Genomic DNA, 23,198 nt, shown 5'->3' on the forward strand with positions numbered 1-23,198 from the left:
GTTTTCTTCTGTTGAGAAGATAGGGCACATCTCCTTTTTGTTGTCCAAACTTAGCTCTAAGACCAAGAGACACACAAGGAGGAACACCATGTTGTTTAAAAATGGTTTCAAAGTGTTTGATTTGCACGCCCATCTGCCTTATCCATGGCCTTGGGCGGCGCGCAACGAATTTATTGAGCTTCACAAAGCGGAGCGCAACGAACGCATGCGGCTCACCTGGGATTTCCCCAACCAGCCCGATTCAGAAGAGGAAGCCAGCCGTCCGCTCGTTGATCGCTGGATAGATGAATTGGATCGCTATCAGATTGGCGGGATCAATTTCCTTACGGCCTGGAGCAATGATGATCTCGCTGCGCAAATACAGCAATATCCAGATCGCATGACGGGCTTTGCCCACCATGCAATAGAGGAGCCTAATGCGGTTGAGGAGCTCCAGAGAGCTGTGGACGAACTTGGCTTGAAAGGCTATAAGCTCTTTGGTCCCTTAGTGGAGCTTCCTTTTCATGATCCGAAACTGACCCCGGTTTGGCGCTTTTTGGCGGAAAGAAAGCTGCCGGTGTTGATCCATTTTGGACTATTAGGTCATACGGGGGGCATTGCCCAGCATTTGAACATTAATCCTTTAGCGATCTTCAATGTAGCCAGGGAATATCCCGAAATTCCGTTCATTATTCCCCACTTTGGAGCTGGGTACTTCCAAGAGCTGCTGCATTTGTGCTGGAGCTGCCCCAATGTGCATATTGATACCTCGGGGTCCAATCAATGGATTCGCTGGAGTCCTTATGAATTGACACTGGAGACGTTATTTCGCAAGACGTACGAGCTGATTGGACCTGAACGCATTCTGTTTGGAACGGATTCGAGTGCGTTTCCACGAGGTTTCGTGAACCGTTATTTGCAGGATCAAGTAAGGGTAAGCAGGGATCTGCGTTTTTCGGAAACAGACATCGAGCTTATTTTTGGAAATAATGCCAGAAGACTGCTGAATATCAATCAACAAACACTTGTAAGTGGAGGAGAAAGAAGATGACAATCCATAACCGCGCAGCCAAGGGTGCGATCGTTTCATCCCTGGGTTTTGTAATTTTGTTAACCGGATGCTCGGCAGGAGGAAGTAAACCAGCATCGACGTCAGTCGCATCCAGCGCTGCTCCTAGTGCAACTCAGAGTGCTGCGGCAACCGCATCCAGTTCAGCTGAAAAGGTGACCATCGAATACTGGCAGTATCAGTTTCCCGCAAAGGTCGACCTGATCACAAAGCTAATCGCCGATTTTCAAAAGCAAAATCCGAATATAGAGGTCAAGCAGACGAACTTCCCGTATGATCAGTACAACGAAAAAGTAGCCACGCTCGTTCCAGCGGGGAAAGGTCCGGATGTTATCAATCTGTACTATGGCTGGCTGCCCAAATACGTTGCATCCGGCTATCTGCAGCCTTTGCCGGACAGCGCCTTCTCCGAGGATAAAATCAAGGCGGAGTTCTTCCCGTTCGTGGACACAGCGAAGCTGAACGGCAAGTATTATGCGATTCCGACAGCTGTTCGGACGCTCGCTTTATTTTACAATAAAGATCTATTCACCAAAGCGGGCCTTGATCCGAACAAACCGCCTGCGACGTGGGATGAACTGGTTTCACAGGGCAAGAAGCTGACAGAAAAGGATAAAAACGGCCAATATGTCGTTGAAGGACTAGCGTGGCAGCCGAATGCTCAACTGCATCACTGGTTCCGCGATGCGCTGGTTTATCAGGCTGGCGGCAAAGATATCAGCGATGATCGACGCAAAGTGTTGTGGAAAGAAACGTCTGCGGGTCTCGAGGCATTCAAGTATTTAATTGACCTGTCATTTGTGCATCAATTGGGAACCAAAGACTTCTACAATGATGATATTACAGCGTTCAAAGGCGGCCATGCGGCAATTACGATCGACGGATCTTTCCAACTCGGCGCGATCAAAAAGGATGCTCCAAACTTGAATTATGCCATTGCCCCTCTGCCTTCGTATAAAGATAAAGCGACACAGGTGTCCTTCTGGGCGAATGCCATCACCAAAAACGTGCAGGGCAAAAAGCTTGAAGCCGCAACGAAGTTCTTGCAATTTCTGACAAGCAAAGAAGTGCAGGAGCAGTGGGTTGAGAAGGTAGGGGAACTCCCGGCCAAGAAGGATGTAGCGCTGCAGGATATCTATAAAAAGGATGAGAAACTGGGGCCGTTCATTAGCCAGCTGTCTTATGCGCATGCGCATTATTTTGTAGATGAGAAGTTGGAAAAAGACTATTTCACGGATGCTGTCGATCAAGTGGTATTGAACAAAGTGCCCTACGACAAAGCTTATGACGAGCTCGTTGCCAAAACGCAAAAGCTATATGACGAGTATTGGGCTAAACAGGACAAAAAATAATGGTCAGGCATAAGTATGTCTTCGTCTACAGCTGCTTGCTGATTCCATTATTGTTTTTTCTAGGCATCCGTATCGCGCCTATCTTGTATTCGTTCAACATCAGTCTGCGGGAGTGGGATATGCTGTCGGAAGAAAAGCCCTTCATTGGGCTGCAAAATTTTGTTCAGCTGTTTCACGATGAGATCTTTCTCATTGCCTTGCGGAACACGGTTAAATACGTTGTTATTGGTGTGCCGGTGCAGCTGCTGGCTGGTCTCGCTATTGCGCTTTTGCTGCAGCGGGTGAATCGCTTCAAAGGTTTATTTCGCACCTTGTATTTTATCCCTTATGTCACAAGCGTTGTAGCTGTTAGTTGGGTGTTCCGATGGACGCTGTTGAAGAATGGCATTGTGAATGCTTGGCTGATTAAGCTTGGTTTGGAACCGCAGCTCTTTCTCGGCTCGCCTTCCCAAGGGATCTATGTCGTTATTGCCGTTATGATTTGGCAAAGTGTCGGTTTCCAAATGCTGATTTTCCTAACAGGCTTGGAGACGATCCCCAAATCCTATGAGGAAGCGGCGGCCATTGATGGTGCGAATAGTTGGCAGCGATTGTGGCATATCACCTTGCCTCTGCTGAATCCAGTCATTGTATTTTCGGTTGTCATCGCCAGTATAAGTTTCCTGCAATCTTTTACGCAGATCTTAAATATGACGGGCGGAGGGCCGCTGAACTCCACCATTTCTATGGTGCTTTATATTTATAATTTGGCTTTTAAGCATTTCAAAATGGGGGAGGCTGCCGCAGCAACCATCATCCTGTTCGTCATCATTCTCTCGTTGTCCCTGATCCAAATGAAAGTGCTGAACAGGCGAGTCGATTATGAGTAAAGGAGGCGGGGGTTCTGCGTAAAGCAGCTTGGTATTTGCTGTTGAGTGTGGGCAGTGTCGGGATGATTTTTCCGCTGGTTTGGATGATTGCTACGTCGTTGAAGGATTCAACGGGCGCTTTCTCGCTAAGCGTGATACCGACGGGGCTGACACTAGACAATTATGTGGAAGTGTTTAAAAAGACCCCGTTCACCCAGTGGGTTCGAAACAGCTTGGTTGTCGCTGTGATCACAACGTTAAGTGTTTGTCTTTTTGATACAGTCATCGGCTATGTATTAGCTAAATTCACTTTTGTCGGCAAGAAGCTGATTTTTGTTGCGATCCTTAGTACGCTGATGGTCCCTACCGAAATGTTGATCATTCCTTGGTATTTGCTGACGGTCAAGTTCGGGTGGGTAGATTCCTATGCGGGCATTTTATTTCCGGGCTTGATCTCGGCGTTTGGTATCTTCCTGATGAAACAGTTCTTGGAATCATTGCCTAGCGATCTATTGGATGCGGCCCGAATCGATGGCATGAACGAGTGGAGCATCATGCTGCGCATTGCCGTTCCGCTTGTGAAGCCGGCGCTCGCTACCTTGTGCATCCTGTCATTCTTAGGCAGCTGGAACGCGTTTATCTGGCCGCTGATCGTCACGCAAACTCCGGAGCATTTGACGATTCCGGTAGGGATTTCTTATTTCTCCAGCGAGCTGAAGGATCGCGCCAGCTGGGTGTTGGTGATGACTGGTGCCTCTTTGTCGGTCATCCCGCTCATTGTCTTGTTTTTCATTTTCCAGAAACAGATTATTCGGGGAATTGCTTTAACGGGTTTTAAATAAGTGATAAGGACCAGATGATACATAATGCCCAAGGCGAGCCATATGCCGCCCATCCATAGCGCATCTCGATCCAGCAGTGAAAGCAAATAGCCAATGAAGCCAGCGCCCAGCAGAGGGAGAACCAAGTACAGCATTGTTTGCTGCGGGGAACGCTGGCTTTCTTTGATGTACTTTTGCGCGATGACGGAGATGTTGACGAAGAAGAAGGCGGTTAGAGCGCCGAAATTAACGAATTTCACTGCGTTGTCCAGCGAGATAGCGAGAGCGAGCAGCGAGACGCAGCTGACGATCACGATGTTGATGACAGGTGTGTTGAACTTCGGATGAAGGAAGCCGAACACCTTCTTAGGCAGGATGGAATCGCGTCCCATGACGAAGAGCAGTCGGGAAACGCTGGTCACCGAGGATAAGCCTTGGGTAAAAATGGCGAGGATAAGCACGATAATGAACACAGAACTAAGCGCTGCGCCTCCGACTAGCTGGACAATTTCGAAGCCGGCTGAATCTAGGTTGATGAAGGTTAGGTGTGGATAAACGAGCTGTGTTAGTACGGACGGAACTAAGTAGAGAATGCTCGCTGTAAGGATGATAATCATGATCGCTCGAGGGATTGTTTTCTCTGAATTCCGCGTCTCTTCAGACATCGTTGTAACGGTGTCAAAGCCTAGGAAGGAGAAGCAGATGATGGACGCCCCGGCCAGAATGGTGGAGAAAGGCACATCCGATTGCAGGAATAGCTGCATGGGATGAACATCCCCGTTCAGATTACGGAACAGGAAGACACAGAAAACGGCAATAAACAAAATTTGAATCCAAACGAAAAGCTTGCTGATGTTAGCTGAGAATTTAATGCCGATGATATTCACGAGTGCGAGAACGATATTGAGGCCGATGATCCAGACATAAGCCGGAACCGACGGGAACTGCGCATGCAGATAGATGCCGAAGGTGAGACAAGCGATAATAGGAGAGAAGAAATAATCGAGCAGAAGCGCCCAACCGACTAGGAAACCTAAGTAGGGATGGATGCTTTTTTTCGTATAGGTGTAGGCGGAGCCGGATGTGGGAAAGGTTTTGGACATGACGCCATAGCTGTAAGCCGTGAAGAAAATAGCAATGAAGGCAAGCAGGTAAGCCTGCGTCAGCATTCCATGGGCGTTCTCGTAGGCAATGCCATAGATGGAGAAATAAATCATAGGCGTCATCCAGGCTAGTCCCATATAAACGACTTGGAATAAGCTTAAGGATTTACGGAGTTGGACTTCGGTTGTCATGTTGGTAACACTCCTTTTTTGTTGGTTTTCTTGATCAAGCAGGCATCTTATATGCAAAAAAGCCAAGGAGATATCTATGAAACAGATATCCTCCCGGGCTTTTGTCCCTCCGTGAACACAGGGTGAGCTGTGCGTTTTCTCTTGGACCAGACCGGCGTATGTACAACCACGGAACCCTAGAAAACAATGTATGTGATGAATCATTAGTTATGTTAATTACCTCTCATTTGTGTAAGTTAATATAACATACAATTCGTGTTTCGAGAAGCATTTTACATGAAAAATACAAATTTAATAGAAATTATTGACACGTATCCATGTTGATGTTATGTTTGATAACACAAAAGAATACGATTGTTTACTAGGGTTCCGCCGGTTGTTCCAACGCCGGGCTGGTCCGAGAGTAAACCGCTCTTCTCGAAGGGCGACACGGAAGGATAAAAACCTGGGAGATATCACCAAGACACCCAAAGTCTTGTGATGTCTCCCTTTTTGTTTAATTACATGACAAAGGAGTGGGCAGCATGACAACGATTTGGAGCATGACAATAGGCCCTGGAGGCAAATGGTCGGGTGCGATTGGCAGAGGGAAGTTAATTCGTTTTACAGCGCTGGAGGCGGGTGCGAATGTGTCCATACAATTGTTCCACGCCAAAGATTTGACGGAACGCTACAATATGCCCGATACGCTGAAGGCCCAGTATACGGCTCATCTAACCAAAGGCAACGTGCTCATGAGCGACAATGGCAGAGCGCTGGCAAGTATCGTGGAGGACAGTATTGGCTGGCATGATCCACTAAGCGGCTATACAAGTCGTGAAGCAACGGACGCCAAATATGGCGCTACGAATTACCAAGAGCTGCGAAATGATTGGCTGCGGAGCGGGCAGGAGAATTTCGCTGTGGAGCTGGTCCGCAACGGACTCAGCATGCGGGATATGATGCCGGTCGTGAATTTATTTTCCAAAGTGTTTTGCGATGAGCAGGGGAATATGCATTTTGGCCAGGACCATTGTCCGGCAGGCGCAGTCGTTACACTGCGAACGGAGCTGGATACGCTGCTTCTCGTTTCGAATACACCAAACCCGCTTGACCCCAGAACGTCTTATCCATCGGTGCCTGTCCGAATAGAAGTACTCAAGGCCGAGCCTGTGAATGAAGATGATTATTGTGTCAATTATCGTTCGGAGAATCGCCGGGCTTTTGAAAATACATGGGAATACCACACATTGCTAGGCTTATAAATCAGGCGGAGGAGGAACGAATATGGCGGTATTTAATCGAGTTGAAAGCCCTCGCAAGGTTGAGGATGCGGTGCATAGTGAAGTGATACAGGCAGGAGATGGCTGGATGCATGTTTTGAAGCCGGGGCAAGTGCTGCGTATTGTCGATCTGGAAGGGAACCAAGCAGCGGATACGCTGTTTTATGATGCTGATCATCCCGAGGATCATTATAGTGCGGTTGCCACGATTGCAGGCCAAGGCAATATATATCTGAGTACAGGATCGGTGCTGCGGGCGGAATCCGGCAAGGCACTGCTGAGAATCGTCGCAGACACCTGCGGCCGTCATGATACCGTCGGAGGTTCATGTTCAGCTCAAAGCAACACAGTGCGCTACTCGCACGATAAGCTGTCGATGCACAACTGCCGGGATACTTTTATGCTGCAGCTGGCCGGGCAGGATGGTGCGTACACGAAGCGCGATTTGGCGCCTAATATTAATTTCTTTATGAATGTACCTGTAACCGCAGACGGAGGGCTCAAGTTCGATGACGGCGTATCCGCTCCAGGATGCTATGTGGAAGTGGAGTCGCTTGGCAGCTCCATGGTGCTCATCAGTAACTGTCCGCAGCTGAATAATCCATGCAATGCTTATAATCCAACACCGATTCAGGTGCTTATATGGGAGAAATAGATAAAGAAACTTGAAGGAGTGTGATGGCGATGTTCACAAAAGTGCTAATTGCGAATCGCGGTGCGATTGCCGTGCGCATTGAGCGTACACTACGCAAGCTCGGAGTTGCCTCCGTTGCTGTTTATACACAGGCAGATCAAGACAGCTTGCACGTGGATGGCGCGGACGAAGCTGTTCTGATTGGTGAAGGTCCTGCCAAAGAAAGCTACTTGAACACAGAGTTGATTATGAAAATAGCGCTGGAAACCGGCGCCCAAGCGATTCATCCGGGCTATGGCTTCTTGAGCGAAAATGCCGACTTTGCCCGCGCTTGCCGCGAAAATGGACTTGTGTTCATCGGACCTACACCGGAGCAAATGGAGATGTTCGGACTTAAGCATTCAGCGCGTGAAATCGCGGAAAAAGCCGGCGTACCCATGCTGCCGGGCACTTCGCTTATAACGGAGCTTGAAGCGGCTCTTACGGAAGCGGCGCGGATTGGCTATCCGGTTATTCTCAAAAGCACCGCAGGCGGCGGCGGGATCGGCATGCGCGTATGTGCGGACGAAGCATCCTTAAGCGCTGCATTTGACGGCGTACGCCATTTGGCCGAGACGAATTTCAAAAACGGCGGGATGTTCCTTGAGAAATATATCGCAAGAGCGCGCCATGTGGAGGTGCAGATCTTCGGCAACAGCTTCGGTGAAGTTGTAACGTTAGGCGAGCGCGACTGCTCAATTCAGCGCCGTAATCAGAAGGTGATCGAAGAAAGCCCGGCTCCGAACTTGTCGGATGAAGTGCGCGAAGCGATGTTTGCTTCGGCGAAAAGGCTTGCCGCAGAAGTAGGTTACCGCAGTGCCGGGACGATTGAGTATCTCTATGATCCGCAAACGTGTGATTTTTATTTCTTGGAAGTGAATACGAGGCTTCAAGTAGAGCATGGCGTGACAGAGGAAGTGCTGGGTGTTGACCTCGTGGAGTGGATGGTGCGTGAAGCGGCGAATGAGCTGCAAGACATCCAGTCTTTGATTCGGAAGCCGCAAGGGCACAGCATGCAAGCGCGGATTTATGCCGAGGACTGCCTCCACCAGTTTCGTCCAAGTGCAGGGCAGCTGGACCGTGCGATATTCTCGAGTCAGTCGCGCAATGAGACGTGGGTGAGGGATGGCTTGAATGTAACGACACTTTATGACCCGATGCTGGCCAAAATTATTGTCCACGGCAAGGACCGCATGGACGCTATTCAGAAGCTGATCGAGGCGTTAGGTGAGACGCGCATGTATGGCCTTACGACGAATCTGCAATATTTGCAGGCTCTCCTTCAAGAGAAGGATTGCGTAGACGGGAACGTCTTCACGCAATTGCTGCAAACATTTGAGCCTGTGGAACAGGCTTTGGAGGTTGTGGATGGCGGCATCCAAACCACAGTACAGGACTTCCCGGGCCGCATCAGTCACTGGGATGTGGGAGTGCCGCCCTGCGGGCCGATGGATCCGTTCTCGTTCCGAATCGGCAACAAGCTGCTGGGCAACCCTGACGATGCCTGTGGTTTAGAGATGACACTGCGTGGAGGCTCGTATAAGTTCCGCAGCGATATGTGGTTCTGTGTCACCGGCGCAGATATGCAGGCGGAGCTGGATGGATCGGCGATTGCCACGTATAAGCCAGTGTTTGCGTCCCGTGGGCAAGTGCTCAGCTTTGGCGAAGCCAAAGAAGGTATGCGCACATACCTTCTGATCAGCGGTGGCTTGGATATGCCGACAATTCTAGGCAGCTCGTCCACATTTACACTAGGCGGCTTCGGTGGTCATGGCGGCCGTGCCTTGCGGACTGGGGATGTACTGGGTGTGAACAAGGGCGAAGGCCCTGCTCAAGAAGCTGTAGAGCTTCCCGCGCAGCATCGACCGGCAATGACACGTGAGTGGACGATTGGCGTTATCCCTGGACCGCATTGTACAGGTGAGTTTTTGCATGCGGAGTATTTGGATCAGTTAACCGAAACAAGCTGGGAAGTGCATTTCAACTCCTCAAGGACGGGCGTCCGCTTGAAAGGGCCTGCTCCGCTTTGGACGCGTGAAGATGGGGGCGAAGCGGGGCTTCACCCCTCCAATATTCATGATAATGCCTACGCCATCGGAACGCTTGATTTGACGGGAGATATGCCGATTCTGCTCGGTCCGGACGGTCCGAGTCTTGGCGGGTTCGTTTGTCCGGTGACGACGGCATCGGCTGAATTCTGGAAGCTCGGTCAGCTGCACCCCGGAGATACGATTCGTTTCCACTTGCTGACGCTTCCGGAAGCGGAGGCTTTGCGTGATTTGCAGGAAAGCAACTTGCGGGCAATCGGTGAAGGCGATCTGAGGCGGTTGGTGCACGTTCAGCTGCCTGCCATGAATGAAAAGATTACGCCGGAATATCCGCGCCTGTTCCATGAAGCGGCTAATCGCCGATTCCCAATCACCATCCGCTGCTGCGGCGATCAGAATTTGCTCGTGGAGTACGGGGAGCTTGAGCTGGATTTGCTGCTGCGGTTCCAAGTGCAGGCTTTGATGCAAGCGATTGTGGAAAGCGGCTCGATTCCTGTGCTGGATCTGACTCCGGGAATTCGCTCCCTGCAAATACACATTGATCCTTCTCGAATTACGGTCAGCGAAGCATGCGGCAAAGTCGTTGCTATTGACGCAGCGCTGCCTCCACTCGAGGAGTTCCGTGTTCCTTCGCGGATCGTCCGTTTGCCGCTTTCTTGGGATGATCCTGCTACGCAGCTGGCGATTCAACGCTACCAGCAGGGTGTGCGCCCGGATGCGCCGTGGTGTCCGAGCAATCTTGAATTTATTAGGCGGATTAACGGATTAGACACGATAGATGATGTGAAGAAAATTGTTTATGACGCTAACTATTTGGTGCTTGGATTAGGCGATGTTTATCTTGGGGCTCCCGTAGCTACACCAGTTGATCCGCGTCATCGTTTGGTCACGACGAAGTATAATCCTGCGCGTACATGGACACCGGAAAATGCCGTTGGCATCGGCGGAGCTTACATGTGTGTGTATGGGATGGAAGGTCCAGGCGGCTATCAATTCGTAGGACGGACCATTCAAATGTGGAATCGGCTGCGCTCCACCGAGAGCTTCAAAGCAGGGAAACCGTGGTTGTTGAGATTTTTTGATCAAATTCAATTCTATGAAGTCAGCGCAGAAGAGCTGCTGCAATTGCGTGAAGACTTCCCGAGAGGGCGGTACGAAGCAGATATTCAGGAAACAACCTTCGATTTGGGCGAATATCTAGCATTCCTAAGCGCAATTGAGGAGAATGTGGAAACGTTCCGATCGCAGCAGCAGATTGCTTTTAAAGAAGAGCGGGAGAGCTGGAAGGCAAAGGGCTTGGCGGAGTATGTATCCGAGCAGGAAACGGTGAACGAAGCGCCTGAGGATGAATTGCCGGCAGGCACGGTTGCTGTACGTGGCATTATGCCCGGAAGTGTGTGGAAGGTGCTCGTTTCGCCGGGTGAGCAAGTCAAGAAAGGCGACCAGCTGGCTATTCTGGAAAGCATGAAGATGGAATTCCCGCAGCATGCGCCTTGTGATGGCATTGTTTCGATCATTCAAGTGAAGCCGGGAGATCAGGTTTATGCCGGACAATTGATTTTGGGCATTGCACAATCTGCTTAGGGAGGGTGTTGGAGATGGGAAATGCAACTGATGTGAGTATCGATTTGCCCGATGAATTAACCATTCCTTGGCTGAGGGCTCAGTACAGGAACCAAGCGTTGACCCCGCAAGGTGTGGCGGCTGCTATTGTGCAGCGTGCTGCTGCGGATGCTGGGATGAATATATGGATTACCCCGCCTTCGATGGAGCGAATTCAGCCGTATTTGGACGGATTGGCGTTGATTCCCATGGAAGATGCTCCGCTTTGGGGGATTCCTTTTGCGATCAAGGATAACATTGATCTGGCAGGGGTGCCGACGACAGCTGGCTGTTCGGAGTATGTCTATACGCCGACGGAGCATGCGGGCGTCGTAGAAAGATTGATTGCCGCAGGAGCGATTCCGCTCGGCAAAACGAATTTGGACCAGTTCGCGACGGGACTCGTCGGCGCGAGAAGCCCTTACGGCGACACGCATAACGCGCTGCGGCCGGAGCTGATCAGCGGCGGCTCGAGCTCAGGCTCGGCCGTCTCGGTCGCCCGCGGCCAAGCGGCGTTCTCGCTTGGCACGGATACGGCAGGCTCAGGCCGTGTGCCTGCCGCCTTGAACCGCTTGGTTGGCTATAAGCCGAGTCTCGGCGCTTGGCCAACCAAAGGCGTAGTGCCGGCCTGTGCGAGTCTAGACTGTGTAACCGTCTTCGCGCACAGCTTGGAGGACGCGCTCGCCGTAGACGGCGTGGCGCGCGGGGTTCATGCTGATGACCCGTGGTCACGAAGTGTGACGAGGGAATCATCCGCACTTCCGAACCGGCTGTTCCTGCCGGACGGTCCGCTCAGTTTTTATGGCCCTTATGCCTCGGAGTACAGCGCTGCGTGGGACGCGGCAGTGGCGAGGCTGCAAGGGCTGGCGGAGAAAACGAAGGGCATCTCCATTGAATATGTAGATGTTGCGTTGTTCGCTCAAGCGGCAGCGATTCTCTATGAAGGGCCCTGGGTGGCCGAACGTTGGGCGGCCTTGGGCAGCTTTATTGAGGCGCATCCGGGAATTGCCTATCCGGTAACAGAGAAGATCCTTCGTTCCGGCGTCGCTGCCGAATATGATGCTGCTTCTGTGTTCACCGCAATGCACAAGCTGCAGCAATTTAAGCTGGAGGCCCGCCAACTGTTGAAGGGCGCAGTGCTCGTGATGCCAACTTGCGGAGGCACGTGGACCCGCGAGCAAGTGCTTGCTGATCCGATAAGCACGAATCGGGACATGGGACGCTACACGAATCATTGCAATCTGCTTGATTTGTGCGCGGTGGCTGTTCCGGCGGGTGAGGCGGCTTCGCGGACGCCTTTTGGCATTACACTCTTCGGGCTTGCCGAAGAGGAGGGTTTGATTTGCGGGGCAGCCGAGCTGATCTTGGCGAGCGAGGTGAAGGGTGAGGGTTTGGGTGAAGCTGTGCAATCGGTTGATGATAGGGCAAGTGATATGGGGAGCGTAGCGAGGGGTACCGGAGGAAGTGCTGCTGCAGGCATTCACGCAAATGACATGGGGAGCGTAGCGAGAGGTACCGGAGGAAGTGCTGCTGCAGGCATTCATGCAAATGACGTGGGGAGCGTGGCGAGAGGTACCGGAGGAAGTACTGCTGCTGGCAATCACGCAAATGACATAGGGAGCATGACAAGCGATATTGGAAAAGGGGCTCCGAATGTTGAGGCGAGCAGTGCTTCTGTACCAGCGGTGACACTGGTTGCGGTTTGCGGTTTGCACATGCGCGGCTACCCGCTGGAGAAACAGATGCTTGGCTGTGGCGCGCGTTTCATCCGGGAGGATGAAACGGCGGCGAAGTACAGCCTCGTGAAGCTGCCAACCACACCGGCGAAGCCGGGGTTGATCAAGCGGCAGCAGGGTGGCTCTGCCATCCTGCTGGAGGTTTGGGAGATGCCGCTGGAGGCCTTCGGCGGCTTCGCGGCGGCGATCCCGGCTCCGCTGGGGATCGGCAAGGTTGAGCTCCGGGACGGCACGGAAGTCCCAGGCTTCGTTTGTGAAGCTTACGCGGCTGTGGACGCGGAAGATGTCACTTCACTTGGCGGCTGGCGCCAAGTGGTTCCTTTATAAAGCCTACGCAGCTGAGGCTTGGACCTCGAGTGTATAGCGTATCTTAGTTTCATACTCCCGATGTGGGAGAGGGGGCTGTGATACGCTATTTGCGATTCCGCTGATGAAGCGGAACTAGATAAAATATTTCGGGGGACTTGGCAGCTCCCTGAAAAAAAAGAAGATTTTCAACACGCCGAAATGACGCTTCTCCTCGAACGAATGCTTATACTGCTGTAATTGACTCATACGTGATCTGGAGTAGCTAACTACATCGAGAGGCCGGAGAAGCCGACTCAACACGCCCCGATGATGCTTCTCCTCGAACGAATGCTAAGACTACCAAATTGACTCTTAGGTGGTCTGGAGTAGCTAACTACATCGAGAGGCCGAAAAAGCCGACTTAACACGTCCCGATGATGCTTCTCCTCGAACAAATGCTTATACTGCTGCAATTGACTCATACGTGATCTGGAGTAGCTAATGATCATTAAGAGGTGGTAGAAGCCAACTCAACTCGCTTGATCGAACCGTCAGGTTCGCCAAAGCCTGCAAAAGTGCAGGGATTTTCACCGAAATCGTGTGAAAAGTGAAAATGCCTGTGATTATGCAGGAATTTTTGGCATTTCTGTCTTATGTCCTGAAAAGACCTCGAAAAAGATGTACAATCGCAGGAATTTAATGATTTGGGCTAGTTCAAGGCTGAAAAAGATGCATAATCGCAGGAATTTAGCGATATGGGTTGGCAGAGGGTACTTAGTTGGGTGTGTAATCAAGGCTGGGCGATTTTCAATGGAAACAAAGTATGTCCTTAACGGGAATGTCATCTGAAATCATGCAGTTTTTCTTCATCTGACTCACCGGCGTTCTTCTTCGGACATCTGGCTGACTGTCATCGAGAGGCCGATAAAGCCGATTCAACACGCTGAAATGACGCTTCTCCTCGAACAGATGCTAAGACTTTTGAAATTCACTCATACGTGGTCTGAAGTAGCTAACTACATCGAGAGGCTGAAAAGCCACTCAACACGCCGCAATGATGCTTCTCCTCGAACGAATGCAAAGGCCGCTGAAATTGACTCATAGGTGATCTGGAGTAGCTAACTACATCGAGAGGCCGAAAAGCCGCTCAACACGCCAAAATGATCCTTCTCCTCGAACGAATGCAAAGACTCATAAGTGATCTGGAGTAGCTAATGGTCATTAAGAGGTGGTAGAAGCCGGCTCAACTCGCTTAACCGAACCGTCAGGTTCGCCAAAGCCTGCAAAAATGCAGGAATTTTCACCGAAATCGTGTGAAAAGTGAAAATGCCTGCGATTATGCAGGAATTTTTGGCATTTCTGTCTTATGTCCTGAAAAGACCTCGAAAAAGATGCACAATCGCAGGAATTTAATGATTTGGGCTAGTTCAAGGCTGAAAAAGATGCATAATCGCAGGAATTTAGCATTTTTGGCTGGCGGAGGATGTGTATAGGGTGTGTACTCAAGGTTGGGCCATTTCCAATGGAAACAGAGCATTGATACCCAAAGTGTTCCGCAAAATCCAGTTTGATCCGCGCTAAATCCAGCAACTACCAACGCACATAACAAAAAGAGGGCTGTCCCAGCAGCTCTCTGCATAAGGGACAATCCTCTTTTCACTAAGTTAAACGCGCTGTGAAGAACCTGTGATAACAGGCTTGGCGGCAGTTGATTGCCTAGACGACAAAGTCGTGATGACGAGTGCGATCCCAACGCCGATCGCGCCCATCCAAGTGACGGCGGTCAGGGAGATCTGACTAACGACAACGCCGCCGATGCCGGCTCCGGCCGCCATGGCCAATTGCATGACAGAGCTGTTCAAGCTAAGCATGATGCCTGACGACTCCGGAGCTAGCGTTACAAGGTTGTATTGCTGCGTAGGGCCGGAAGACCAAGCAGAGAAGGACCATAAGAGCAGCAACGGAAATACGATGATCGGCGAATGGGCAGCCAAAGTCAGGAGAACCAACGTAATCATGTGCAAAAGCATACCTGATCGCAAGGTGCGTTGGACGCCCCAACGATCTGTACTGAAGCCTCCGAGCTTGGAGCCGACTAGGCTGGCGATGCCGAAGGCGAACAGCGCGGTGCTTAATGTTTTTTCGCTCATTCCCGTTATTGACAAGAGGAACGGAGAAATATAGGTGTAGGCGATGGAGTAACCGCCGAGCCAAAAGAAGCTGACGGCCAAACCTATAGCTATTTTCGGGCTTTTCAACAATGCTAACTGTTTGCGGAGCGGAATGGCAGCTTCACTTTGCAAGGCGGGAATTGTCAGGGCGATGACAACTATAGCCAATAAACCGAGGGCGCCGATTCCGCCGAACACGACTTTCCAGTTGTAGGCGGTAGCCACCATTCTCCCCAGTGGGACCCCGACGATTAATGAAGCGGTGAAGCCCATGATAACCGTAGCAATGGCGCTTGCTTGTCTGCCTGAAGGAGCGATCATTGCCGCGATGCTCAGCGAGGTGACGACAACAACCCCGGCGCCAAGCGCCATCAATACGCGAGCGCTAACGAACAAGCCGAACCCTGGCATGATGAAGGCGAGGATGTTGGCTAGAATGAAGAGGCCGAGCGCATAGAGGAGCAGCTTTTTCCGATTCCAACCCGAGGTGAATGCCATGATGATCGGAGTACCCAAGGCGTAGACGAGGGAGAATACAGTAATTAGCTGGCCTGCAGCCACTAGCGAGATATGCATGGAGTCAGATATTTTATCCAAAATTCCAGCGATAATATACTCGGATGTTCCAACCAAAAAACTAAGAAGTGCTAATATATAAATTCGCCAAGTTTTTGACATGGGAAAACCTCTTTCTATTTACTATTTTTATTTTTCTAAAATCATCGAAATACAAGGTGGATTGCACCGTGAAAACTGTTGACCGGAATTACGATTATTGAATTTCTATATTTCTAAATATATAAAATTATTGAACAAAAAAAGTAAGCTAACGATTCAAATAAGGGACGAATTTATTCACGGTTTCCCAGTTCACACTGAAGTGGACGAACGTGCCTTTTTTCTCGGAATTCAACAGGCCGCAGTCGGTCAATTGTTTTAAATGATGAGACAGTGTGGATAAAGCGACCGATTCCAATCGGTTTTCCAGCTCAGCAGGGCATAAGTTGCTTTCTTTGATCAGCATTTCGAGAATTGTGTAGCGTGTTGGCTCGCCTAAAGCTTTATGAACCTTGACTGCTTGCTTGGCTTCCGGACTGACGTCGAACATTCAGGTGGCTCCTTTCGTTGCATTTAGTATTTCTATACTTGTCGAAATTAGAATAGCATGACTTTGGCTAAATGTAAATAAGGCTATGTTTCGGGGTGTAAAAAAGTGCGCGAAAGCAACTCATTAATTAAGTTGTCAGGCGAGCAGGCACCAAACGTTATTACGGGATTAGGAAGGAAGGGTTTGCTGAATTAATTAATGCAGTATATCGAGAGTTTCTGGGAGGACAGCTTGATGCGTTTGAAGGAAGCCGCGGAAGAGGGGGAAAGGAGAGAATCAGCAGTGAGGATACGATTAGGAGAGAGGTTTTTATCGAATGCCGTCAGGAGACTTTGTTCTCATTATTCACTGATCCTGTGAAATTAGTTCGTTGGATGGGGCGCCAGGTATGGCTTGATCCGATCATCGGTGGCAAAATTTCGCATTGATGTAAACGGCAGCGACATTGCCATGGGGGGATATAAGCAAATTGTCATGACATGGCGATCGGAGAAATCAAAAACAGTTCCGCCTGATGCTAGTACAGTTGAATTCTAGCTCCAAGTTTTTATAAACCTGCATTTGTGCATCTTTTTTACTCTTGGAATAGCCTCAATCATGAAATGCCTGCATTTGTACATGTTTTTGAGGCTTTTTTTGGATGAGAGGCTGAAAAAGATGAAAATACCTGCACAATTGCAGGAATCTACCTATTTTAGCCGAATTCGCACGGAAATTCCTGCACTTCTGCAGGTTTCTACGATCAGGAGAACCGAGTCCCTCCCTCTTTTTCACCACATTCAACCCCTCATCCTCCTGGCTAGGCAGCTTATTCACGCTTTTCCCAACTTATCCACATAGTTACCCACAGTATCAACATGTCCACAGAAGGGGCTGTGCATAAGGTTATTCTATTGTTGTGCACATATCCACAGCTAAAGTTATCCACACCTGCGTAATCATAAGGCTTGCAGACTTTTCAACAATTTTGTATGGTTATAAGAATGTCAGGTTACATTAACTACCAAATGCGAAGGGGCGGTGGAGCATCGATGAAGAAGATTTTCAGTATTTATCGAACAGATCTTATGAACTTGTGGAAAGTGCCCACAGGTCTTTTTCTCATGATTGCACTTGCTATCTTACCATCTGTTTATGCATGGATTAACCTTGAGGCGATGTGGGACCCCTATTCGAATACGTCGGGTATCAAGATTGCGGTGACGAGCAATGATCAAGGAGCTACGGTTGAGGATAAGTCCATTAATATCGGAAACGAGGTTGTGGATAATCTGAAAAACAATCATACGCTCGGGTGGACGTTCGTGAACGAACAGGACGCGCTCAACGGCGTTGAACGTGGGGATTATTATGCAAGCTTGATTATTCCAGCGGACTTCTCCAAGAAAATCACGAGTATCGTAGATGGCACTATGGAAAAGCCGGAAATTCTTTACACAGTTAATGAGAAGATCAACGCGGTAGCGCCCAAAATCACAAGCAAAGGCGCCTCCAGTGTCACGCAGCAAATCAGTGAAAATTTCATTAAAACTGTGAGCAGCTCGATTCTTACGCGAATGAAAGCGCTGGGCATCGATTTCGAGAAAGAACTGCCAACGATTCGCAATATGGAGACGAAGGTATTCGAGCTGGAGAAACGTTTGCCGGATATTCAGGCGATGGGGAACAAGGCGCTTGAAATTGAACAAAAGCTGCCCGAGATTAAACAAAAGGGTCAGAAGATCATCGATCTAGAACAGAAAATTCCTGATATTAATCGGGCGGCAGACACTATTCTGAAGATTGAGGAGCGCTGGCCGAAGATTCAGTCTGTGGCGCAGGAGGTTCTGCTCCTTCAGCAAAAGCTCCCTGAGATTCAGAAAGCGGCTGATCGCATTGCGGAGCTGGATCAGAATTTCGATAAGGTCGGGGATGCGCTCAATACGGCCATCGATAAATCTCGGAAAGCGGATGAAATCGTGAATGCGGCGATCAGCACATTGCCGAAGATTGACGCGATTGCTACGCAGGGCGGGGCTTTCGCTGATCAGCTTGCCGACTATTTACAGAAGAATGACGCGGCTTTCCAGGCGCTGATTCCTGTGGTGAAGCAGAATTTGATCCTGCTGCAGCAGACGGCAGATGCAGTTACCCAGTTGACGGGGCTGCTGCAGGATGTCAATATAGACCCGCAAAAGGTGCTCCCGGTGATGGCGGTGCTTAGCAAGCAGCTGACAACCGGCGTTGCGGTGATCGACAGAACGATTGACCTCTACACGCGGTTAAATACCTATTTGCCGAACGCGCCATTCAGTGACAATATCACAAGGCTAACAAGCATTAAAACGAATATGAACAACCAAATTCAAGCGCTGGGCAAGCTGCAAAACGCCATTGAACGCGGCGAGAAGCCAGCCAAGGATTTGGTGGATAACTTGAATACGTTGTCCAAAGAGGCAAGCGGCGCTATCGGAGGCTTGCTAGGCCGCTACGATAGCGAGATTGTGCCGAATATGACGAAGGCTTTGGCTCAAATCAAATCGGTCGCCCAGAATGCGGCGAGTGTGCTTCAAACACTGAAAACCCAACTGCCGAATATCAAAGAAATATTGCTGGATGCGCAGAGCGGGATTCATTTCGCGCAGACGCAGCTGGACGCGCTGCAGAAGGATCTGCCGGACATTCGGGCGAAGGTGCACGAAGCGTCTTCCACGCTGCAAAGCAAGCTGGCAGCGTTCACGACAGGGATTAACGAGGCTGTGCCGTTCATTCAGAACGATCTGCCCAAAGTTGAGCAGAAGCTGCATGAGGCATCGAATTTTGTTCGCAACGATCTGCCGGCCGCGGAGGATGAAATCCGCAAGGTTGCCGATCTCTACCAGACGAAATTCCCTGAGGTGGAGGATGCGGTGCATCTGGCCGCCAATCTGGTGCGCAGCGATTTGCCGGAGTTCGAAGCGGCGGTGCATAGAGCGGCTGATCAGATCCGCAAGGTGGAGGGCGGAGGCAGCATCGAGGAAATTCTTCGTTTGCTCCAGAACGATATCCAGAAGCAAAGTGATTTCTTATCGAATCCGGTATTGATTAAAGAGGATAAAAGATTCCCCATTCCGAATTATGGCTCGGCGATGTCGCCCTTTTACACAACGCTGTCTCTGTGGGTAGGCGCTATGCTGCTTGTATCCCTGATGAGAGTCGATGTGGATAACCCGGATGGGAAGCTCAAATCGTATCATATTTATTTTGGGCGGATGCTGATCTTCTTGACGGTTGGTTTTTTTCAAGCGTTGATCGTCACTTTGGGAGATTTGTATCTGCTGGGTACTTATGTCGTCGATAAGTTTTGGTTCGTTGTGTTTGCAGTGCTCATCAGTGCGGTGTTCATATCCATCACTTACACCCTTGTATCGGTTTTTGGGAATATAGGCAAAGGTGTGGCGATTATCTTCCTTGTGCTGCAGTTTTCCAGTTCAGGTGGAACTTTCCCGGTGAGCACGGCTTCGTCATTTTTCCAAAAGCTGAATCCTCTCGTGCCCTTCACCTATGCGGTTGGGGTGCTTCGTGAGACGGTGGGCGGCATGCAATGGTCTGTTGTGATTAAAGATGTCGTGTTCCTCTTTCTATTTATTGGGATTTGTTACGTTGTGGCGTTAGCTTTGAAAAAGCCGCTTAGCGGCTATACGAAGCGAGTAGCGGAGAAAGCGAAGAAGACGAATTTGATTTCCTAGGTTCTTCAGGAGACAACCGTTTCTATACAAGTGAAACCTAGCCGGTGGCTAGGTTTTTTTGTGAATTTTTCCATATCTTGCAACTATATGCGTTTTATTGCGTCAGTGATGTAAGAGGCGGTGAAGTTGATGAAGGTAAGAAAGCTACTTCTGCTATTGTTTGGACTCCTATTTCTGTTTCCGGCGAATACTTATGCCCTCTCCTGCGCGCAGCTGCCCTCGATCGAGCAAGCTTACGAGAAATATGATGCTGTTGTTATCGCTTATGTGGATGATATCGTTCGAAAACGGCAAAGCAACGAAATCCAGCTCACTGTATTGAACAGTTTCAAGGGCATTCAGGACCGGAAGCTTTCGGTGGAAGAGGATATGACATGGGGAACAAGTGAGAGAGGTACGCAGTATCTGTATTTTCTAAGGAAAAAAGACGGCGGCGGGTGGGAGAATCCGCTCTGCACCCCGATGCAGAAGGTGACAAGTGCGGCTAAGGCGTTGGATTTTTTGAAGGAAAAAGAGATTGCAATTAAGGATGCGGAGCTTCCCAAGGGAGCCCAGTCGACGAATTGGATTGAGGTTTCCATCCTCGTGCTCGCACTTGGATTATTGGGTTATGGACTGGTGCGCCGGGTAAAGCGGAGTAATAATAATTCGTCTTGAGGCGTAGCGGGGAAGATCGTGTTAACAGGCAGGCGTAGTCACGGGAATAGTCGGGGTGGATGGGGTGGATATACGCAACATTGCGAAGCATGCAAGTCCCAAACGGAACTGGAGTACGCTATTTTAGCTAAAATGGTTCAAATGACATCGCAAAGGGAAGTGTGGTACGCTATTTTCTTTATTTTCCAGCTATATGGACCAAATATAAGCGAATAGCGTACCTGAGTTCCCTTTCACGCAGATTTACGCTTGTTTTCTCGAAATAGCGTATCGTAGTTCCTTTTGATGCCCAACCTCCAACTCGTTGGAGGTTTTTGCAGGTTCATTGGGGTGAGTCGCCAAATGTATGTTTTACAAATTAAAACAAGCCTTTAGTCTAGGTTTTTTCACGACCTTTGGCTAATGAAAGACAGTACCTTAGTGCGTTTAGAATACCGCTGATCTCTTGTAAGATGAAGATAACGTAAAGGAGAGCGAGGAGTTCATGTGAGAAAAGCGTCGTGGTGGTCCTATGCGATGGCATGCAGTGCTTTGCTGTTAATTCCGCTTGTGGGTCTAATCTACGTTCACTTAAATCAAGCAACAGGCAGAGCTTATAGTCTAGTTACCGATTTAGATCGGCATATTCCGTTTATCAAAGGGTTTATTGTCCCATACTTATTATGGTACGGATTTTTACTTGTTGGATTCTTGTATCTCGCTTATAAAGATCGCCGCGTATATTTTTTTGCTATTTTGGAGTTCGTAGTGGGTCTTCTTCTGTGCTACGGGGTATATGCTATATATCAAACCACTATCCCTCGGCCGGAGCTAACCGTAACCGATTGGCTGCTGCGGATGGTTGAGTGGGTGTATCGCACGGATCAACCTTTCAACTGTTTTCCGAGCACGCATGTTTTAACTTCCTATCTTATGATGAGAGCCTATTTACGCTCGAAATCCATTAGGGTCGGTTATAAAATAGCCATTTCGAGCATGTCAGTGCTCATTATTATATCAACATTATTTGTGAAGCAGCATGTTTTGTTAGACCTTGTAGGGGCTGTTCTGGTCGCAGAGGGCGTTATATACGCGGTGGAACGAATTCGCAAAGGTTGGGGAGCTAAATCAATTGAAGTAAAAGTGCATACAAAGCAGCATAATATATGACGGGGGGCTTAGAAGATGAAACAGAGGGACAAACTATTAATCCTGACAGGCAGCTTAGGAGATGGACATAATAAAGCGGCACAGGCGATTCTGGAGGCGACGCGGTTCTATAAGCCAGGTGTGGAAGTGAAGGTGGTTGATTTCTTGGAGTGGACCCATCCTTATCTCCATTCCTTAGGCAAATACTGCTATATGCAATGGGTGAAAAGTCTGCCATCTGTGTATGGCTTCTTATATCGTAAAACACGGGATGATAATACGTTCTCACATATGTTTAAAAAGATGAAGTCGTTCAGCACAGACCGAATGCTGGAACTGCTGTATGACGAGAAGCCGACGGAGGTTGTCTGCACATTTCCTGGGGCAGCCGCGGCGATGTCTTACTTGAAGTGCAACGGGCTGACAACAGTGCCTACTGTAACGGTGATGACGGATTACACAGATCATAGCTATTGGGTCCATCCGGGAACAGACCGCTATTTGGTTGGCGCTGAGCATGTGAAGCAAGCTTTGCTGCGCTATCGTGTGCCGGAGCAGCGCATTGTGGTGACCGGGATTCCGATCCGGATGCCCTTTACAAGAGAATATGACCGGCTGGCGCTAAGAGATAAGCATGGTTTACATCGCGAAATGCCAACGGTGCTCGTTATGGGCGGCGGGCATGGCTTAATTGGCAAGCAGTTCAAGTCGGTATTGCAATCCGATGATTTGGCGGTGCCTGTACAGTTTGTTTTCGTCTGCGGGCGCAATGAGAAGCTGAAGCTGCAGCTGGAAGAGGAGCTGGGCGGCGAGAAAACGCGCCATCATGTGAAAGTAACCGGATTCGTCGACCACATTCATGAGCTGATGGCACTGTCTGATTTGATCGTAACAAAGCCTGGCGGGTTAACGATATCCGAGGCGATTGCACTGGAGCTCCCGATGATGCTGTATAAGCCGATTCCCGGCCAAGAACAAGGTAATGCAGCCTACCTGGTTGGTTTAGGGGCGGCCATTGAAGCGAAAAATGCCGTGGAATTGAAAAACCAACTGTTAGAGCTGATCGCCAATCAATCGCTGTTATCTAAGCTGAAACAAAATGTGAAATTAAATCAGCAGAACCAAGATGCGCTTCATACATTGAATGCTATCTTCGAGACGCGCCATCACTTCATCCCTCACACGGAGGGTGTGCAGTTCGCTATTGCAAATGGCTGATCGGCGCTTTCTCCCTCTTTTTATGCCGCGAAAACACCTTGTTTTTGCGTAAAAAAGAAGGAAATCATGTGATCGCTTTTTTCTGTCAAGTATCATGTCAATAATGACGTTCGCTTTTTCTATAAGAGGGAGAGGGAATTCACTTTACAATTTTAATTTGTCAAGTTTCGTCTTGAAGACGATAGCTGATGCAATTTTCAAGCAATCAACAAAAAGCCGCCAAACCCACTATGGAA

Annotated in this window: 14 protein-coding genes, 1 pseudogene and 2 riboswitches; of the genes and pseudogenes, 12 read left to right on the forward strand and 3 right to left on the reverse strand. The window is 49.5% G+C overall.

The window, feature by feature from the left end:
• Positions 1-88 precede the first annotated feature (88 nt).
• The 4 genes and pseudogenes from BC351_RS07510 to BC351_RS07525 form a co-directional block, all read left to right on the forward strand.
• Positions 89-1,030 (forward strand): amidohydrolase family protein, encoded by a 942-nt coding sequence (locus BC351_RS07510; protein WP_079410290.1) that lies wholly within the window; start codon positions 89-91, stop codon positions 1,028-1,030.
• Complete coding sequence (locus BC351_RS07515; RefSeq protein ID WP_079410292.1) at positions 1,027-2,400, forward strand: extracellular solute-binding protein; 1,374 nt, start codon at positions 1,027-1,029, stop codon at positions 2,398-2,400. The genes BC351_RS07510 and BC351_RS07515 overlap by 4 nt, the downstream gene beginning before the upstream one ends.
• Positions 2,400-3,269, forward strand: coding sequence for a carbohydrate ABC transporter permease (locus tag BC351_RS07520; protein WP_079410294.1), 870 nt, complete (start codon positions 2,400-2,402; stop codon positions 3,267-3,269). Before BC351_RS07515 ends, BC351_RS07520 begins: the two co-directional genes overlap by 1 nt.
• Positions 3,270-3,352: 83 nt before the next feature.
• A pseudogene (locus BC351_RS07525) lies at positions 3,353-4,009 on the forward strand (carbohydrate ABC transporter permease); the annotation flags it as partial.
• Here the strand turns inward: BC351_RS07525 and BC351_RS07530 are convergent.
• Positions 3,946-5,364 carry an APC family permease gene (locus BC351_RS07530; protein ID WP_079410298.1) on the reverse strand — a complete coding sequence of 473 codons (1,419 nt, stop codon included), beginning with the start codon at positions 5,362-5,364 and terminating at the stop codon, positions 3,946-3,948. The pseudogene BC351_RS07525 and the gene BC351_RS07530 sit on opposite strands and share 64 nt — an antisense overlap.
• An 88-nt stretch (positions 5,365-5,452) precedes the next feature.
• Positions 5,453-5,555: riboswitch (guanidine-I (ykkC/yxkD leader) on the reverse strand.
• Between the two features lie 159 nt (positions 5,556-5,714).
• A riboswitch (guanidine-I (ykkC/yxkD leader) is annotated at positions 5,715-5,818 on the forward strand.
• 70 nt (positions 5,819-5,888) lie between these two features.
• Between BC351_RS07530 and BC351_RS07535 the strand changes: the two genes are divergently transcribed.
• The 4 genes from BC351_RS07535 to BC351_RS07550 are packed head-to-tail and all read left to right on the forward strand — an operon-like array spanning position 5,889 to position 13,012.
• A complete protein-coding gene (locus BC351_RS07535; protein ID WP_079410300.1) occupies positions 5,889-6,608 on the forward strand; it encodes an urea amidolyase associated protein UAAP1 in 720 nt (239 codons plus the stop codon).
• 22 nt (positions 6,609-6,630) lie between these two features.
• Entirely contained in the window at positions 6,631-7,281 is a 651-nt protein-coding gene (locus tag BC351_RS07540; protein ID WP_079410302.1) for an urea amidolyase associated protein UAAP2, read from the forward strand.
• 29 nt (positions 7,282-7,310) lie between these two features.
• Positions 7,311-10,931, forward strand: a complete 3,621-nt coding sequence (gene uca, locus BC351_RS07545; RefSeq protein WP_079410304.1) for an urea carboxylase — start codon at positions 7,311-7,313, stop codon at positions 10,929-10,931.
• A 14-nt stretch (positions 10,932-10,945) separates the two neighbouring features.
• Positions 10,946-13,012: an allophanate hydrolase gene (locus BC351_RS07550; RefSeq protein ID WP_079410306.1), complete on the forward strand. Its 2,067-nt coding sequence runs from the start codon at positions 10,946-10,948 to the stop codon at positions 13,010-13,012.
• Between the two features lie 1,625 nt (positions 13,013-14,637).
• Here BC351_RS07550 and BC351_RS07560 read toward each other — a convergent pair.
• Positions 14,638-15,822 carry an MFS transporter gene (locus BC351_RS07560; RefSeq protein WP_079410310.1) on the reverse strand — a complete coding sequence of 395 codons (1,185 nt, stop codon included), beginning with the start codon at positions 15,820-15,822 and terminating at the stop codon, positions 14,638-14,640.
• Positions 15,823-15,970: 148 nt separating this feature from the next.
• Positions 15,971-16,252, reverse strand: coding sequence for an ArsR/SmtB family transcription factor (locus BC351_RS07565; protein ID WP_079410312.1), 282 nt, complete (start codon positions 16,250-16,252; stop codon positions 15,971-15,973).
• Between the two features lie 1,031 nt (positions 16,253-17,283).
• Between BC351_RS07565 and BC351_RS07575 the strand changes: the two genes are divergently transcribed.
• The 4 genes from BC351_RS07575 (at position 17,284) to BC351_RS07590 (ending at position 22,962) form a co-directional block, all read left to right on the forward strand.
• A complete protein-coding gene (locus tag BC351_RS07575; protein ID WP_079410316.1) occupies positions 17,284-19,959 on the forward strand; it encodes a YhgE/Pip domain-containing protein in 2,676 nt (891 codons plus the stop codon).
• 129 nt (positions 19,960-20,088) lie between these two features.
• A complete protein-coding gene (locus BC351_RS07580; RefSeq protein ID WP_079410318.1) occupies positions 20,089-20,616 on the forward strand; it encodes a hypothetical protein in 528 nt (175 codons plus the stop codon).
• A 486-nt stretch (positions 20,617-21,102) separates the two neighbouring features.
• Complete coding sequence (locus BC351_RS07585) at positions 21,103-21,765, forward strand: phosphatase PAP2 family protein (RefSeq protein WP_144028310.1); 663 nt, start codon at positions 21,103-21,105, stop codon at positions 21,763-21,765.
• Between the two features lie 15 nt (positions 21,766-21,780).
• Entirely contained in the window at positions 21,781-22,962 is a 1,182-nt protein-coding gene (locus BC351_RS07590; protein WP_079410322.1) for an MGDG synthase family glycosyltransferase, read from the forward strand.
• Positions 22,963-23,198: the final 236 nt, after the last annotated feature.

It is taken from the genome of Paenibacillus ferrarius (genome assembly GCF_002027705.1).
Lineage (GTDB): Bacteria > Bacillota > Bacilli > Paenibacillales > NBRC-103111 > Paenibacillus_E > Paenibacillus_E ferrarius.